The sequence below is a fragment of the Blastococcus sp. SYSU D00868 genome (assembly GCF_054050575.1).
Genome location: NZ_JBJGZO010000023.1, coordinates 60150 through 75463, shown reverse-complemented (window position 1 = coordinate 75463; position 15314 = coordinate 60150). Strand labels below are relative to the sequence as shown.

Here is a 15314-nt window from a genome sequence, read left to right as displayed (position 1 = left end):
GGGTCGCCCGCCAGCGCGTCGACCAGCTCCTGGTCGCCGTAGGTCACGATGATCTCGACGTCGTCCAGCGTGTCGATCTGCTCGGCGCTGGCCTCGTCGCGTCGTCGGGTCAGCGCGGGGTGCGGCGGCGCTCCCAGTTCGGGTTGAGGTCGGCGTCCTCGTCGTCGCCGCCGCCGGCGATGCCCTCCATGCCGGGGGAGAGCACGCCCCACTCGATGAGCCGGCTGGTCAGCTCGTCGGGGCTCATGTCGTAGATGATCGCCAGCGACTTGAGGTCCTCGGCGCGGATGCTGAGCACCTTGCCGTTGTAGTCGTGGCGCTGCGCCTGGATCGTCGAGGCGTACCGGGCCAGCGGGCCGGCCTCGTCGGCGGGCAGCGAGCCCAGCGACTCGAGGTTCAGCACGATCTTCGTCGTGGCCGTCACGGCCGAGCTGGGCCGCGGGTCGGGCAGCAGCTCGGAGACCGGCACGCCGTAGAAGACGGCCAGCTCGGACAGCCGCTGGACCGTCACGGCGCGGTCGCCGCGCTCGTAGGAGCCGACGACGACCGCCTTCCAGCGACCGTGCGACTTGTCCTCCACGCCCTGCAGGGAGAGGCCCTGCTGGTTGCGGATCGCGCGGAGCCGGGCGCCGAGGGCCCGTGAGTAGTCGGTGCTCATCCCGTGTCGCTCACTGTCCGTCGTCGTAAGTCGGGCACTGTCGTCACGCAGCGTACTGGCACGTCGGGCGCGACAACAGCGGGCCACTCCTGGGTGTCACATCCTGGACCAGCGAGGACGTCCGAGGGGACTCCGACGCGCGCCGGTACCTGCCCGGGGACACGCGCGGCCGCCGCCCCCGGTTCCCGCCGCCGGCCGGTCCGACCGCCGCGAGGCGGGTCACACCGGGGGGTGCAGTACGGTGGTCGCCGGTCCAACCCACTCCTTTAACGACCCGTCCGGTGAGGCGGGGAAGGAGGCCTGATGGCCGGCTCGTCCCCGGCTGCCCCGAGCAGCCGAGAACCCCGCGGTCCCGCGGCGCCGGGCGCGCTGCTCACCGCCCCCGACGTCGCCCGCGTGGTCGACCGGATGGCCCACCAGCTCATCGAGAAGGCCGGCAACGGCCTGGCAGACCTCGTGCTGGTCGGCATCCCCACCCGCGGTGCCCCGCTCGCCCGCCGGCTCGCCGCCCGCGTGCAGGCGTTCTCCGGCACCCCGATCGACGTCGGCACCGTCGACATCACCCTGTACCGCGACGACCTGCGGCTGCGCGGCGTCCGGGCGCTGGAGGACACGGTGCTGCCCGCCGGCGGCATCGACGGCCGGCTGGTCGTGCTCGTCGACGACGTCCTGTTCTCCGGCCGCTCCGTGCGCGCCGCCCTCGACGCGCTGCGCGACCTCGGCCGCCCGCGGGCGGTGCAGCTGGCCGTGCTGGTCGACCGCGGCCACCGGGAGCTGCCCATCCGCGCGGACTACGTCGGCAAGAACGTGCCGACCTCGCGCACCCAGTCGGTCAGGGTGCGGCTGGCCGAGACCGACGGCGCCGACGAGGTGCGCGTCGAGGGGGAGGCCGCGTGAAGCGGCACCTGCTGGAGGCCGCCGACCTCGACCGCGCCGACGCCACCCTGGTCCTCGACACCGCCGCGCAGATCGAGGCCGCGCTGACCGGCCGCGAGGTCAAGAAGCTGCCGACGCTCCGCGGCCGCACCGTGGTCAACCTCTTCTACGAGGACTCCACCCGCACCCGGATCAGCTTCGAGCTCGCCGCCAAGCGCCTGTCCGCCGACGTCATCAACTTCTCCGCCAAGGGCAGCAGCGTCTCCAAGGGCGAGAGCCTCAAGGACACCGCGCTGACCCTGGAGGCGATGGGCAGCGACGCCATCGTCATCCGGCACTCGGCCTCCGGCGCCCCGCACCAGCTGTCCTCCTGGGTGCGCGGCAGCGTGGTCAACGCCGGCGACGGCACCCACGAGCACCCCACCCAGGCGCTGCTGGACGCCTACACGATCCGCCGCCGGCTCGGCCGGCTCGAGGGCGTCCGGGTGGCCATCGTGGGCGACGTCCTGCACAGCCGGGTCGCCCGCTCCAACGTGCGCCTGCTGCACACCCTGGGCGCCGACGTCACGCTCGTCGCGCCGCCGACCCTGCTGCCGGTCGGGGTGGGCAGCTGGCCGGCGGAGGTCTCCTACGACCTGGACGCCGTCCTGCCCAAGGCCGACGTCGTGATGATGCTGCGCGTCCAGGCCGAGCGGATGACCGCCTCGTTCTTCCCCAGCGCGCGCGAGTACAGCCGCCGCTACGGCCTCGACGCCCGGCGGGTCGCCGTCCTGGGCGACGACGCCATCGTCATGCACCCCGGCCCGATGAACCGCGGCATGGAGATCGCCGCGGACGTCGCCGACTCGGTGCGCTCCACCATCGTCGAGCAGGTCGGCAACGGCGTCTCCGTGCGCATGGCCGTCCTGTACCTGCTGCTCGGAGGGGCTCAGACCTCGTGACCTACCTGATCAAGGGGGCCCGCGTCCTCGGCGGCGACCCCGCCGACCTGCTCGTCAAGGACGGCCGCATCGCCGCGGTCGGCGAGCGCCTGACCGCGACCGGGGCCGAGGTGCTCGACGCCGGCGGGCTGGTCGCCCTGCCGGGCCTGGTCGACCTGCACACCCACCTGCGCGAGCCCGGCCGGGAGGACGCCGAGACGGTCGAGACCGGCAGCCGCGCCGCGGCGCTCGGCGGGTTCACCGCCGTCCACGCCATGGCCAACACCGACCCGGTCGCCGACACCGCCGGCGTCGTCGAGCAGGTGTGGCGGCTGGGCCAGGAGGCCGGGCTGGTCGACGTCGTCCCGGTCGGCGCGGTGACCGTCGGCCTGCGCGGCGAGCGGCTGGCCGAGCTCGGGGCGATGGCGGACTCGGCCGCGGCCGTGCGCGTCTTCTCCGACGACGGCATGTGCGTCGCCGACCCCGCGCTGATGCGCCGGGCGCTGGAGTACGTGAAGGCCTTCGACGGCGTCGTCGCCCAGCACGCCGAGGAGCCCCGGCTCACCGTGGGCGCGCAGATGCACGAGGGCGACCGCTCGGCGCGGCTGGGCCTGACCGGCTGGCCGGCCGCCGCGGAGGAGGCGATCATCGCCCGCGACGTGCTGCTGGCCCAGCACGTCGGCGCGCGGCTGCACGTCTGCCACGTCTCCACCGCCGGGTCGGTGGAGATCCTGCGCTGGGCCAAGGCCCGCGGCGTCGACGTCACCGCCGAGGTCACCCCGCACCACCTGCTGCTCACCGACGCCTGCGCCGAGGGTTACGACCCGGTGTTCAAGGTCAACCCGCCGCTGCGCACCGACGAGGACGTGCAGGCGCTGCGCGCCGGCCTGGCCGACGGCACGATCGACGCGGTCGCCACCGACCACGCCCCGCACGCCGTGGAGGACAAGGAGTGCGAGTGGGCGCAGGCCCGGCCCGGGATGCTCGGACTGGAGCAGGCGCTCGCGGTCGTGCAGGACACCATGGTGGAGACCGGCCTGCTGGACTGGGCCGGCGTCGCCGACCGCATGTCGCTGCGCCCGGCCGCGATCGGCCGGCTCGCCGGACACGGCCGCCCGACCGCCCCCGGCGAGCCCGCCAACCTGGTGCTGCTGGACCCCGCCGCCCGGTCGGTCGTCGACCCGGCCGGGCTGGCCAGCCGCAGCCGCAACAGCCCCTACGCCGGCCGGGAGCTGCCCGGCCGCGTGGTCGCGACGTTCCTGCGGGGCGTCCCGACCGTTCTCGACGGAAAGGCTCAGAAGTGAGTGAGGCGCTGCTCGTCCTGGAAGACGGGCGCACGTTCCGCGGCGACGCGTACGGCGCGACCGGGACGACGGTCGGCGAGGCGGTCTTCGCCACCGGCATGACCGGCTACCAGGAGACGCTGACCGACCCCAGCTACGCCGGCCAGATCGTGGCCATGACCGCCCCGCACATCGGCAACACCGGCGTGAACGGCGAGGACGACGAGAGCCGCCGCATGTGGGTGGCCGGGTTCGTCGTCCGCGACCCCGCCCGCCGCCCGGCCAACTGGCGCGCCACCGGCAGCCTGGACGACGAGCTGGTCGCCCAGGGCGTCGTCGGGATCAGCGGCATCGACACCCGGGCGCTGACCCGTCACCTGCGCGAGCGCGGGGCGATGCGCGCGGGCATCAGCACCGAGCTGGACGCCGAGGCGCTGCTGGCCCGGGTCCGCGACGCCGCGGGCATGGTCGGCGCCGACCTCGCCCCGACGGTCAGCACCGGGGAGCCCTACGTCGTCCCGGCGGTGGGCGGGACGCGGTTCACCATCGCCGCGCTGGACCTGGGCATCAAGACCGCCACCCCGCGCCACCTGGCCGAGCTCGGCGTCGAGACGCACGTGCTGCCCTCGACCGCGACCGCCGAGGAGCTGCTCGCCGCCGGCCCGGACGGCGTCTTCCTCTCCAACGGCCCCGGCGACCCGGCCGCCGCCGACTACGCGGTGGCGGCGGTGCGCGGCGTGCTCGACGCCGGCCGGCCGCTGTTCGGCATCTGCTTCGGCAACCAGATCCTCGGCCGCGCGCTGGGGCTGGGCACCTACAAGCTGCGCTTCGGCCACCGCGGGCTCAACCAGCCGGTGCTCGACCGGGTCAGCGGCACGGTGCGGGTGACCAGCCACAACCACGGCTTCGCCGTCGACGCCCCGCTCGACCGGCCCACCGACACCCCCTACGGCGCGGTGGAGGTCAGCCACGTCGGCCTCAACGACGACGTGGTGGAGGGGCTGCGGCTGCTGCAGGCGCCGGCCTTCAGCGTGCAGTTCCACCCGGAGTCGGCGGCCGGGCCGCACGACGCCGCGCCGCTGTTCCAGCGGTTCGTCGACCTCATGGAGACCACCCGCGGCGGCAGGGCCGCCGTCAGCCCGCCTCCCGTCGTGGAGCACAGCACGGGGGAGAAGGCCTGATGCCCAAGCGCACCGACATCGAGCACGTGATGGTGATCGGCTCCGGGCCGATCCTCATCGGCCAGGCCGCCGAGTTCGACTACTCCGGCACCCAGGCCTGCCGCGTGCTCAAGGCCGAGGGGCTGCGGGTCAGCCTGGTCAACAGCAACCCGGCGACGATCATGACCGACCCCGAGGTCGCCGACGCCACCTACGTCGAGCCGCTGACGCCGGAGTTCGTCGAGCGGGTCATCGCCAAGGAGCGGCCCGACGCGCTGCTGGCCACCCTCGGCGGGCAGACCGCGCTCAACATCGCGATCGGCCTGTACGAGAACGGCGTCCTGGAGAAGTACGGGGTCCGGCTGATCGGCGCCGACGTCGACGCGATCAACCGCGGCGAGGACCGGCAGATGTTCAAGGACATCGTCCGGTCCATCGGCGCCGACGCCCCCCGCTCGCGGGTGTGCGCCAGCGTCGAGGAGGCGCTGGAGACCGCGGCCGAGGTCGGCTACCCGGTCGTCATCCGGCCGAGCTTCACCATGGGTGGCCTGGGCTCCGGGTTCGCCACAGACGAGGCGATGCTGCGCCGGATGGCCGGCCACGGCCTGGCCGACTCCCCGGTGCACACCGTCCTCATCGAGGAGTCGGTGCTGGGCTGGAAGGAGTACGAGCTCGAGCTCATGCGCGACCGCAGCGACAACGTGGTCGTCATCTGCTCGATCGAGAACATCGACGCGATGGGCGTGCACACCGGCGACTCGGTCACCGTCGCCCCGGCGATGACGCTCACCGACCGCGAGTACCAGCGGATGCGCGACGTCGGCATCGCCGTGCTGCGCGCCGTCGGCGTCGACACCGGCGGCTGCAACATCCAGTTCGCGATCAACCCCGCCGACGGCCGGCTCGTCGTCATCGAGATGAACCCGCGCGTCTCCCGGTCCAGCGCGCTGGCGTCGAAGGCCACCGGCTTCCCGATCGCCAAGATCGCCGCGAAGCTGGCCATCGGCTACACGCTCGACGAGATCACCAACGACATCACCGGCGTCACCCCGGCCGCGTTCGAGCCGACGCTGGACTACGTCGTGGTGAAGATCCCGCGGTTCGCCTTCGAGAAGTTCCCCGGCGCCGACCCGCGGCTGACCACGACGATGAAGAGCGTCGGCGAGGTCATGGCGATGGGCCGCAACTTCCCCGAGGCGCTGGGCAAGGCCATGCGGTCCACCGAGACGAAGGTCGCCGGGTTCTGGACCGGCGCCCCCGACCCGCGGTCGGCCGAGGAGCTGCTCGACGTCCTGCGCACGCCGGTCGACGGGCGGCTCTACGTCGCCGAGCAGGCGCTGGCCGCCGGCGCCACCGTCGAGCAGGTCGCCGCGGCCAGCGGGTTCGACCCGTGGTTCGTCGACCAGATCGCCCTCGTCCAGGAGGTCGCCGCCGAGCTGCGCGACGCCCCCGCGGTCACCGCCGACCTGCTGCGCCGGGCCAAGCGGCACGGGCTGTCCGACCGGCAGGTCGCGGCCCTGCGCCCGGAGCTGGCCGGGGAGGACGGCGTGCGCACGCTGCGCTGGCGGCTCGGGATCCGGCCGGTGTTCAAGACCGTGGACACCTGCGCCGCCGAGTTCGCCGCCCGCACGCCCTACCACTACTCGTCCTACGACGAGGAGACCGAGGTCGAGCCGCGGGAGAGGCCCGCCGTGCTGATCCTCGGCTCCGGGCCCAACCGGATCGGCCAGGGCATCGAGTTCGACTACTCCTGCGTGCACGCCGTGATGGCGCTGCAGGACGCCGGCTACGAGGCGGTGATGGTCAACTGCAACCCCGAGACCGTCTCCACCGACTACGACACCGCCGACCGGCTCTACTTCGAGCCGCTGACCTTCGAGGACGTCCTCGAGGTGGTCGAGGCCGAGCGCGCGGCCGGCCCGGTGGCCGGGGTCATCTGCACCCTGGGCGGGCAGACGCCGCTGGGCCTGGCGCAGCGGCTCAAGGACGCCGGCGTGCCGGTGCTGGGCACCTCGCCGGAGGCCATCGACGACGCCGAGCACCGCGGCGCCTTCTCCCGGGTGCTCGCCGACACCGGGCTGCAGGCGCCCAAGCACGGCACGGCGACCACCTTCGCCGAGGCCCGCGCGATCGCCGCGGAGATCGGCTACCCGGTGCTGGTCCGCCCCTCCTACGTGCTGGGCGGCCGCGGGATGGAGATCGTCTACGACGAGGGCACCCTCGAGGCCTACATCGCCAAGGCCACCGACGTCAGCCCCGAGCACCCGGTGCTGGTCGACCGGTTCCTGGAGGACGCGGTCGAGATCGACGTCGACGCCCTCTACGACGGCGCCGAGCTCTACCTCGGCGGCGTCATGGAGCACATCGAGGAGGCCGGCATCCACTCCGGCGACTCGGCGTGTGCGCTGCCGCCGATCACGCTGGGCTCGGCCGACATCGCGAAGATCCGCACCGCGACGGAGCAGCTGGCGGCCCGGATCGGCGTCCGCGGGCTGGTGAACGTCCAGTACGCGATCAAGGACGACATCCTCTACGTCATCGAGGCCAACCCCCGGGCCAGCCGGACGGTGCCGTTCGTCTCCAAGGCCACCGCCGTGCAGCTGGCCAAGGCCGCCGCCCGGATCGCGGTGGGCGAGTCGATCGCCGACCTCCGCGCGGCGGGCGTGCTGCCGCGCACCGGCGACGGCGGCGACCTGCCGCCGGACATGCCGATCGCGGTGAAGGAGGCCGTGCTGCCGTTCAACCGGTTCCGCACGGTCGAGGGGCAGAACGTGGACACCGTGCTCTCCCCGGAGATGAAGTCCACCGGCGAGGTCATGGGCCTCGACGCCGGGTTCGGGACGGCGTTCGCGAAGTCCCAGGCCGCCGCCTACGGCTCGCTGCCGGTCGAGGGCACCGTCTTCGTCTCGCTGGCCAACCGCGACAAGCGGTCGGCGATCTTCCCGGTCAAGCGGCTGGCCGACCTCGGGTTCCGGGTGCTGGCCACCGCCGGCACCGCGCAGGTGCTGCGCCGCAACGGGGTGACCTGCGAGGTGGTCGGCAAGTTCAGCGAGGGCCCGGGCAACGTCGTCGAGCGGATCCTCGCCGGGGACGTCGACATGGTCGTCAACACGCCGTTCGGGTCGCCGGGCAACAGCGGCCCGCGGCTGGACGGCTACGAGATCCGCGCCGCCGCCGTGTCCGCGGGCGTCCCGTGCGTCACGACCGTGCAGGGCATGGCGGCCGCGGTGCAGGGCATCGAGGCGCTGCGCGCCGGCGACATCGGCGTGCGCAGCCTGCAGGAGCTGCACGCCGCGCTGGCGGCCGACCGGTGAGCTCCTACCTGACCGCGCCGGCGCCGCGGGCCGAGCGGCCGCCGGTGCAGCGCGAGGCCGAGGTCCTCTCCGCCCGGCCGGTCGGCGCGTACGTCGAGCTGACCCTCGCCGCGCCGGAGGTCGCCGACCGGGCGCAGCCGGGCCAGTTCGTCGCGTTCGCCGTCGGCGGCCCGACGTCGGCCCACCTGCTGCGCCGCTCCATCGCCCTGGCCGGCACCGGGGAGGGCACGGCCACCGTCGTCGTCGCCCCGCACGGCCCGGGCTCGACTTGGCTGGCGGAGCGCCGGCCCGGCGACGTCGTGGACGTCGTCGGCCCGCTCGGCCGGCCGTTCCCGCTGCCCGCGCCCGGCGCGACGGCGCTGCTGGTGGGCGGGGGGTACGGCGCGGCGGCGCTGGTCGGGCTGGCCGGCCTGCTGCGCTCCCGCGGGTCGCGGGTGCTGGCGGTGAGCGGCGCCGCCTCCGCCGACCGGCTGTGCTCGGTCGACGAGCTCGGCGCCGTGGCCGACCGCGTGGTGGTCACCACCGACGACGGCAGCGCCGGGCGCACCGGCCGGGTCAGCGTCGCCGTGGACGAGCTGATCGGGGAGTCCGGCGTGGCCTACGCGTGCGGGCCGATGGCGATGCTGCGGGCGGTCGCCGACACCGCCACCGCCGCGGGCGTGCCGTCCTACGTCGCCGTCGAGGAGTCGATGGCCTGCGGGATCGGGGTGTGCATGACCTGCGTGCTGCCGGTGGTGGGGGAGGACGGGCGGACGCGGTTCTCCCGCTCCTGCACCGAGGGCCCCGTGTTCGGCGGGGACCGGGTGCGCTTCGCCGACGTCGGCTCGCTGCCGTGGGACGTCGTGGGCGCCGACGCCATGGGGGTGGTCGCACCGTGACCGCGCTGACGAGCGGAGTCGCTCGAGTGCAGGAACCGGCACCGAGCGACCCCGTCGACATGACGACGGCGCTGGGGTCGGCGCCCCTGGTGAGCCCGGTGCTCACCGCGTCCGGCTGCTCGGCGTTCGGCCGCGAGCTCGAGCCGTTCGTCGACCTGGCCGGGCTGGGCGCCGTCGTCACCAAGTCGGTGCAGCTGCGGCCGCGCTCGGGCCGCCCGACGCCGCGGATGGCCGAGACGCCGAGCGGGATGCTCAACTCCATCGGCCTGCAGGGCCCCGGCATCGACGGGCTGCTCGCCGGGGAGCTGCCGTGGCTGGCCGAGCGGGGCGTGCCCGCGTTCGTCTCCATCGCCGGCACCCGCGTCGAGGACTTCGCCGAGCTGGCCACCCGGCTGCGCGGCGTGCCCGGCGTGCTCGGGCTCGAGGTCAACATCAGCTGCCCGAACGTGGAGAGCCGCGGCGAGGTGTTCGCCTGCGACCCGGTCGCCGCCTCCGACGTCGTCGCCGCCGTCCGGGCCGCCGCGGACCCCGCGCAGCCGGTGTACGCCAAGCTCAGCCCCGACGTCACCGACATCGTCTCGGTCGCCCGGGCGGTGGCCGATGCCGGCGCCGACGGCCTGTCCATGATCAACACCCTGCTCGGGCTCGTGATCGACCCCGACACGATGAAGCCGGTCCTCGGCGGGGTCACCGGCGGGCTGTCCGGCCCGGCGGTCCGCCCGGTCGCGGTCCGCTGCGTCTGGCAGGTCCACCAGGCGCTGCCGCGGGTGCCGATCCTCGGCATGGGCGGGATCCGCACCGGCCTGGACGCGCTGCAGTTCGTGCTCGCCGGCGCCTCGGCGGTCAGCGTCGGGACGGCGGTCTTCAACGACCCGTCGGCCACCGCGCGGGTGCACCGCGAGCTGGCCGCGGCCCTGGCCGAGCGCGGCTTCTCCTCGGTGCGCGAGGCCGTCGGGCACGCGCACCGATGACCTCGCCGTTCGGGGAGCGGCTCGCCGACGCCGTCGCCGCCCGCGGCCCGCTGTGCGTGGGCATCGACCCGCACGTGCCGCTGCTGGAGAGCTGGGGGCTGCCGGACTCGCCGGACGGGCTGGCCCGGTTCACCGACGCCGTCGTCGACGCGCTGGCCGGCACCGTCGCCGTCCTGAAGCCGCAGATGGCGTTCTACGAGCGGCACGGGTCGCGGGGGACCGCCGTGCTCGAGGACGCCGTCGCGCGGGCCCGCGCCGCCGGCGCGCTGGTGCTGCTGGACGCCAAGCGCGGAGACATCGGCTCGACGATGGACGCCTACGCCGACTACCTGCGCCCCGGCCACCCGCTGGCCGCCGACGCGCTCACGGTCAGCCCCTTCCTCGGGCCCGGCTCCCTGCAGCCGGCGGTCGACACCGCACGGCAGCACGGCGGCGGCCTGTTCGTGCTGGCGCGGACGTCGAACCCGGACGCCGGCACCCTCCAGCACGCGGCCGTGGGGGAGCGGTCGGTCGCCCAGGTCGTCGTCGACACCGTGCGCGGCTGGAACACCCCCGGCTGGGTCGTCGGCGACCCGCTGCCCGACGTCGGCGCGGTGCGCGACCTGGCGAGCCGCTTCGGCCCGGCGACCGGGTCGTTCGGCGTGGTCGTCGGCGCGACGCTGCGGGAGCTGGACGTCGACCTGGCCGGCCTCGGCGGGCCGGTGCTGGCCCCCGGGCTCGGCGCGCAGGGCGGGTCGCCGGAGGACCTGCGCCGGCTGTTCGGGCGCGACGCCGCCGTCGTCCCCACCGTGTCCCGGGACGTGCTCGCCGCCGGACCCGACCCGGCCGCGCTGCGGGCCGCGGCGCAGCGCTGGGCGGAGGCGCTGGCGGGCTGAGCCCGCCGCGCCCGGCCGGGCCGCTGACCTGGGCGGGGAAGCGGCGTGTCGGGTGAGGTCCCCGGCGTGTCGTCGCACACGTTTTTCTGTGGCGCACGACACATGTTACCGGAACTGCACCGTCGCGTAAGCCCTCTGACCTGGCCGCATGACGGAGGGTGACAGATGGGGTGAACGGACGGTGAACGGGCCCGTCCGCGGTGCCGCGAATTTGTCTCGAGGGTGGGCGTGACCTGCGGATACGCGGTTACTAGGTTTTCCGTCAGGCTCCCTGCCGGGAGCGCAACCCCGACCAGAGCACCACCCACCAGCCGGGTCCACCGTCGCCGGCGACGACATGATTGGGTCGCACCGATGCCACTTCCCAGCCTGTCCCCCGAACAACGCGCCGCCGCTCTCGAGAAGGCTGCCGCGGCGCGCAAGGCCCGTGCCGAGCTGCGCGAGCAGCTGAAGAGCAAGGGCGCCACCGTCGGCGACGTCCTGCGCAAGGGCGAGACCGACGAGGTGATCGGCAAGATGCGCGTCAGCGCCGTCCTCGAGTCGCTCCCGGGCGTGGGCAAGGCCCGCGCCGCCAAGATCATGGAGCGGCTGGAGATCTCCCCGACCCGGCGCGTCCGCGGCCTGGGTGCCAACCAGCGCAAGGCGCTGGAGGCGGAGTTCGGCGGGGACCAGGCGGGGGCCGAGCAGGCCTCCGCCGGCGCCAGCAGCTGATCCGCACGACCCCGGACGAGGACGACGACGAGTGCTGCCCGATGCCCCTGCCTGCCCGCCCCGCGCGCGGCTGACCGTGCTCTCCGGTCCGTCGGGGGTGGGCAAGGGCACCGTCGTCGCCGAGGTCCGGCGGCGCTACCCCGAGGTGTGGCTGTCGGTGTCGGCGACGACCCGCCGGCCGCGCCCGGGGGAGGTCGACGGCGTGCAGTACCACTTCGTCGACGACGCCGAGTTCGACCGGTTGATCGCCACCGACGGCCTGCTCGAGTGGGCCGAGTACGCGGGCAACCGCTACGGCACTCCGGCGGCCCCGGTCCGCGAGCGCCTCGCGGCCGGGGCCCCGGCCCTGCTGGAGATCGAGCTGCAGGGCGCGCGCCAGGTGCGCGCACGGGACGCCGACGCGCAGCTGGTGTTCCTCGCCCCGCCGTCGTGGGCGGAGCTGGTCAGCCGGCTGGCCGGCCGCGGGTCGGAGCCGGCCGCGGTGCAGGAGCGCCGGCTGGCCATCGCCCAGGCGGAGTTGGACGCCGCCGGGGAGTTCGACGTGGTGGTGGTCAACGACGACGTGGCCCGGGCCGCCGACGAGTTGGTAGGATTGCTGACTGCGCCCGCGCCGGACCTGTGCCGGGGTGGCGCTCACGAGTGAGTCGGGCCCGCCGGCCGGCCACTCCCGTTGACCGATCTGAGGAGCACGCCCACCCGTGTCCGGAGTCGCACCTGCCCCCGAGGGCATCACCAACCCGCCGATCGACGAGCTGCTCGAGCGCACCAGCAGCAAGTACGGCCTGGTGATCTTCGCCGCCAAGCGTGCGCGGCAGATCAACGCCTACTACAGCCAGCTCTCCGAGGGCCTGCTGGAGTACGTCGGCCCGCTGGTCGACACCGCCCCGCAGGAGAAGCCGCTCTCCATCGCGCTGCGCGAGATCAACGAGGGCCTGCTGACCCACACCGCCGGCGAGAACTGAGCCGCCGGCACCCCGATGTGATGACCGAGCCCCCGGCACCCGCCGGGGGCTCGGTCGCGTCTGGGGGAGGATGAGCCCATGAGCCGGATCGTGCTGGGCGTCAGCGGCGGGGTCGCCGCGTACAAGGCCGCCCTGCTGCTGCGCGCGCTGACCGAGGCCGGGCACGACGTGCGCGTCGTCCCCACCCCCGGCGCCCTGCACTTCGTCGGCGCCGCCACCTTCGAGGCGCTGTCGGGCAACCCGGTCACCACCGACGTCTGGTCCGACGTGCCCGAGGTCGCGCACGTGCGGATCGGGCAGACCGCCGACCTCGTCGTCGTCGCGCCGGCCACCGCCGACCTGCTCGCCCGCGCGGCCGCCGGCCGCGCCGACGACCTGCTCACCGCCACGCTGCTGACCGCGCACTGCCCGGTCGTGTTCGTCCCGGCCATGCACACCGAGATGTGGCTGCACCCGGCCACGCAGGACAACGTGGCGACGCTGCGCCGGCGCGGCTCGATCGTGCTGCCGCCGGCCGTCGGCCGGCTCACCGGGCCCGACTCCGGACCCGGCCGGCTGCCCGAGCCCGCCGACATCGCCGCCCTGGCCCAGGTCGTGCTGGCCGCGGGCGGCCCGGCGCTGGCCCGCGACCTGGCCGGCCGGCGCGTGGTCGTCAGCGCCGGGGGCACCCGCGAGCCGCTGGACCCGGTCCGCTACCTCGGCAACCGCTCCTCGGGGCTGCAGGGGTGGGCGCTGGCCCGGGTCGCGGCCGCGCGCGGCGCGGAGGTCGTCCTGGTGGCCGCCAACGTCGAGGCGCCGGCGCCCTTCGGCGTCGAGGTCGTGCCGGTCGGCACCGCCGAGGAGCTGCGGGTGGCGATGCGCGCCCGGGCCGAGGACGCCGACGTCGTGGTGATGAGCGCGGCGGTGGCCGACTTCCGCCCCGAGACGGTCGCCGCGACCAAGCTGAAGAAGGGCAGCGCCGCCGAGCCCTCGGCCGTGCCGCTGGTGCGCAACCCCGACGTGCTGGCCGAGCTGGTCGCCGAGCGCCGCCCCGGGCAGCTCGTGGTGGGCTTCGCCGCCGAGACCGGCGACGCGGAGGGCGACGTCCTCACCCACGGCCGCGCCAAGCTGGCCCGCAAGGGCTGCGACCTGCTCGTGGTCAACGACGTCTCCGGCGGCCGGGTCTTCGGCCGGCCGGACAACGCCGCCGTCGTCCTCGCCGCGGACGGGTCGGTGACCGAGCTGCCGCCCGGCAGCAAGGACGCCGTCGCCGCCGGCATCTGGTCCGCCGTCGTCCCCCGACTGGGCTGAGACCCCGCCTCCGTCACCGCGGGCCCGGCGCCGCCGGTACCGTGCATCGCGACATCGTTCGTCCCGACCACCTCAGGAGTCCCCGTGTCACGCCGCCTCTTCACGTCCGAGTCGGTGACGGAGGGCCACCCGGACAAGATCGCCGACCAGATCAGCGACGCCATCCTCGACGCGATGCTCGAGCAGGACCCGCGCAGCCGGGTCGCCGTCGAGACGCTGATCACCACCGGTCAGGTGCACATCGCCGGCGAGGTCACCACCGCCGGCTACGTCGACATCGCCGACATCGTCCGCAAGACGGTGCTCGGCATCGGCTACGACTCCTCCCGCAAGGGCTTCGACGGCGCCTCCTGCGGCGTCAGCGTCTCCCTGGGCGCGCAGTCGCCCGACATCGCCCAGGGCGTCGACACCGGCTACGAGGCGCGCACCGCCGGCGCCACGGACGACGAGATCGAGCGCCAGGGCGCCGGCGACCAGGGCCTGATGTTCGGCTACGCCAGCGACGAGACGCCCGAGCTCATGCCGCTGCCGATCGCGCTGGCCCACCGGCTCGCCCGCCGGCTGTCGGCGGTCCGCAAGGACGGCTCGGTGCCCTACCTGCGTCCCGACGGCAAGACCCAGGTCACCGTCGTCTACGAGGACGGCCGCCCGGTGGGCGTGGAGACCGTCGTCGTCTCCTCCCAGCACGCCGAGGACATCTCGATCGACCAGCTGCTCGCCCCGGACGTGCGCGAGCTCGTCGTGGAGCCCGAGCTCGCCGCCCTCGGCCTGCCCACCGGCGACTACCGGCTGCTGGTCAACCCGACCGGCAAGTTCGTCATCGGCGGCCCGATGGGCGACGCCGGGCTGACCGGCCGCAAGATCATCGTCGACACCTACGGCGGCATGGCCCGCCACGGCGGCGGCGCGTTCTCCGGCAAGGACCCGTCCAAGGTCGACCGCTCCGGCGCCTACGCGATGCGCTGGGTGGCCAAGAACGTCGTCGCCGCGGGCCTGGCGAAGCGCTGCGAGGTGCAGGTGGCCTACGCGATCGGCGCCGCGCACCCGGTCGGCCTGTTCGTCGACACGCACGGCACCGGCACGGCGCCCGACGACGTCCTGGAGAAGGCGATCACCACGGTGTTCGACCTGCGCCCCGGCGCGATCGTGCGGGACCTGGACCTGCTGCGCCCGATCTACGGGCCGACCGCGGCCTACGGCCACTTCGGCCGCACCGACGTCGACCTGCCGTGGGAGCGCACCGACCGCGTCGACGCCCTGCGCTCGGCCGTCGGCGTCTGAACGAGGACCACCCTTCCCCCCACGCTCGCAGGCCCGGCGCGGGCCCCTGAGGGGTGGCCACGGTGGCCCGTTCCCCTCGGGGGAGCGGGCCACCGGCGTGCCGGGGGCCGTGGTGCTGTCGTAGCCGGTCGGTAG

The 15314-nt window shown here is 74.7% G+C and carries 14 protein-coding genes; 13 read left to right on the top strand and 1 reads right to left on the bottom strand.

Annotated features, from left to right (window positions below; genetic code table 11):
- Positions 1-109 precede the first annotated feature (109 nt).
- Positions 110-658, bottom strand: a complete 549-nt coding sequence (bldD, locus tag ACI79F_RS17965; RefSeq protein ID WP_456546681.1) for a transcriptional regulator BldD — start codon at positions 656-658, stop codon at positions 110-112.
- A 303-nt stretch (positions 659-961) separates the two neighbouring features.
- Between bldD and pyrR the strand changes: the two genes are divergently transcribed.
- The 13 genes from pyrR to metK all read left to right on the top strand — a co-directional run bounded on the left by pyrR (position 962) and on the right by metK (position 15179).
- Complete coding sequence (pyrR, locus tag ACI79F_RS17960) at positions 962-1555, top strand: bifunctional pyr operon transcriptional regulator/uracil phosphoribosyltransferase PyrR (RefSeq protein ID WP_456546682.1); 594 nt, start codon at positions 962-964, stop codon at positions 1553-1555.
- Positions 1552-2475, top strand: a complete 924-nt coding sequence (locus tag ACI79F_RS17955) for an aspartate carbamoyltransferase catalytic subunit (RefSeq protein ID WP_456546683.1) — start codon at positions 1552-1554, stop codon at positions 2473-2475. Before pyrR ends, ACI79F_RS17955 begins: the two co-directional genes overlap by 4 nt.
- Positions 2472-3758 (top strand): dihydroorotase, encoded by a 1287-nt coding sequence (locus ACI79F_RS17950; protein ID WP_456546684.1) that lies wholly within the window; start codon positions 2472-2474, stop codon positions 3756-3758. Before ACI79F_RS17955 ends, ACI79F_RS17950 begins: the two co-directional genes overlap by 4 nt.
- A complete protein-coding gene (carA, locus tag ACI79F_RS17945; RefSeq protein ID WP_456546685.1) occupies positions 3755-4918 on the top strand; it encodes a glutamine-hydrolyzing carbamoyl-phosphate synthase small subunit in 1164 nt (387 codons plus the stop codon). Before ACI79F_RS17950 ends, carA begins: the two co-directional genes overlap by 4 nt.
- On the top strand, positions 4918-8211 hold the full coding sequence (gene carB / locus ACI79F_RS17940; protein ID WP_456546686.1) for a carbamoyl-phosphate synthase large subunit: 3294 nt from the start codon (positions 4918-4920) through the stop codon (positions 8209-8211). The genes carA and carB overlap by 1 nt, the downstream gene beginning before the upstream one ends.
- Positions 8208-9089 (top strand): dihydroorotate dehydrogenase electron transfer subunit, encoded by an 882-nt coding sequence (locus ACI79F_RS17935; RefSeq protein WP_456546687.1) that lies wholly within the window; start codon positions 8208-8210, stop codon positions 9087-9089. The genes carB and ACI79F_RS17935 overlap by 4 nt, the downstream gene beginning before the upstream one ends.
- A 59-nt stretch (positions 9090-9148) precedes the next feature.
- The gene (locus ACI79F_RS17930; protein WP_456578927.1) at positions 9149-10060 is read left to right on the top strand and encodes a dihydroorotate dehydrogenase; all 912 of its coding nucleotides are present in this window, start codon (positions 9149-9151) and stop codon (positions 10058-10060) included.
- A complete protein-coding gene (pyrF, locus tag ACI79F_RS17925) occupies positions 10057-10935 on the top strand; it encodes an orotidine-5'-phosphate decarboxylase (RefSeq protein WP_456546689.1) in 879 nt (292 codons plus the stop codon). The genes ACI79F_RS17930 and pyrF overlap by 4 nt, the downstream gene beginning before the upstream one ends.
- Positions 10936-11289: 354 nt before the next feature.
- A complete protein-coding gene (mihF, locus tag ACI79F_RS17920; protein WP_456546690.1) occupies positions 11290-11646 on the top strand; it encodes an integration host factor, actinobacterial type in 357 nt (118 codons plus the stop codon).
- Between the two features lie 31 nt (positions 11647-11677).
- Complete coding sequence (gene gmk / locus ACI79F_RS17915; protein WP_456578926.1) at positions 11678-12289, top strand: guanylate kinase; 612 nt, start codon at positions 11678-11680, stop codon at positions 12287-12289.
- Positions 12290-12344: 55 nt separating this feature from the next.
- A complete protein-coding gene (rpoZ, locus tag ACI79F_RS17910; RefSeq protein ID WP_012949163.1) occupies positions 12345-12608 on the top strand; it encodes a DNA-directed RNA polymerase subunit omega in 264 nt (87 codons plus the stop codon).
- A gap of 78 nt (positions 12609-12686) precedes the next feature.
- Positions 12687-13898, top strand: coding sequence for a bifunctional phosphopantothenoylcysteine decarboxylase/phosphopantothenate--cysteine ligase CoaBC (gene coaBC, locus ACI79F_RS17905; protein WP_456546692.1), 1212 nt, complete (start codon positions 12687-12689; stop codon positions 13896-13898).
- Positions 13899-13982: 84 nt separating this feature from the next.
- Positions 13983-15179: a methionine adenosyltransferase gene (gene metK / locus ACI79F_RS17900; RefSeq protein ID WP_456546693.1), complete on the top strand. Its 1197-nt coding sequence runs from the start codon at positions 13983-13985 to the stop codon at positions 15177-15179.
- Positions 15180-15314 lie beyond the last annotated feature (135 nt).

What these genes read in the sequence shown, in the direction of transcription:
- bldD (WP_456546681.1), bottom strand. Translation starts at nt 658, where the DNA reads ATGAGCACCGACTACTCACGGGCCCTCGGCGCCCGGCTCCGCGCGATC.
- pyrR (WP_456546682.1), top strand. Translation starts at nt 962, where the DNA reads ATGGCCGGCTCGTCCCCGGCTGCCCCGAGCAGCCGAGAACCCCGCGGT.
- carB (WP_456546686.1), top strand. Translation starts at nt 4,918, where the DNA reads ATGCCCAAGCGCACCGACATCGAGCACGTGATGGTGATCGGCTCCGGG.
- ACI79F_RS17930 (WP_456578927.1), top strand. Translation starts at nt 9,149, where the DNA reads ATGACGACGGCGCTGGGGTCGGCGCCCCTGGTGAGCCCGGTGCTCACC.
- pyrF (WP_456546689.1), top strand. Translation starts at nt 10,057, where the DNA reads ATGACCTCGCCGTTCGGGGAGCGGCTCGCCGACGCCGTCGCCGCCCGC.
- mihF (WP_456546690.1), top strand. Translation starts at nt 11,290, where the DNA reads ATGCCACTTCCCAGCCTGTCCCCCGAACAACGCGCCGCCGCTCTCGAG.
- coaBC (WP_456546692.1), top strand. Translation starts at nt 12,687, where the DNA reads ATGAGCCGGATCGTGCTGGGCGTCAGCGGCGGGGTCGCCGCGTACAAG.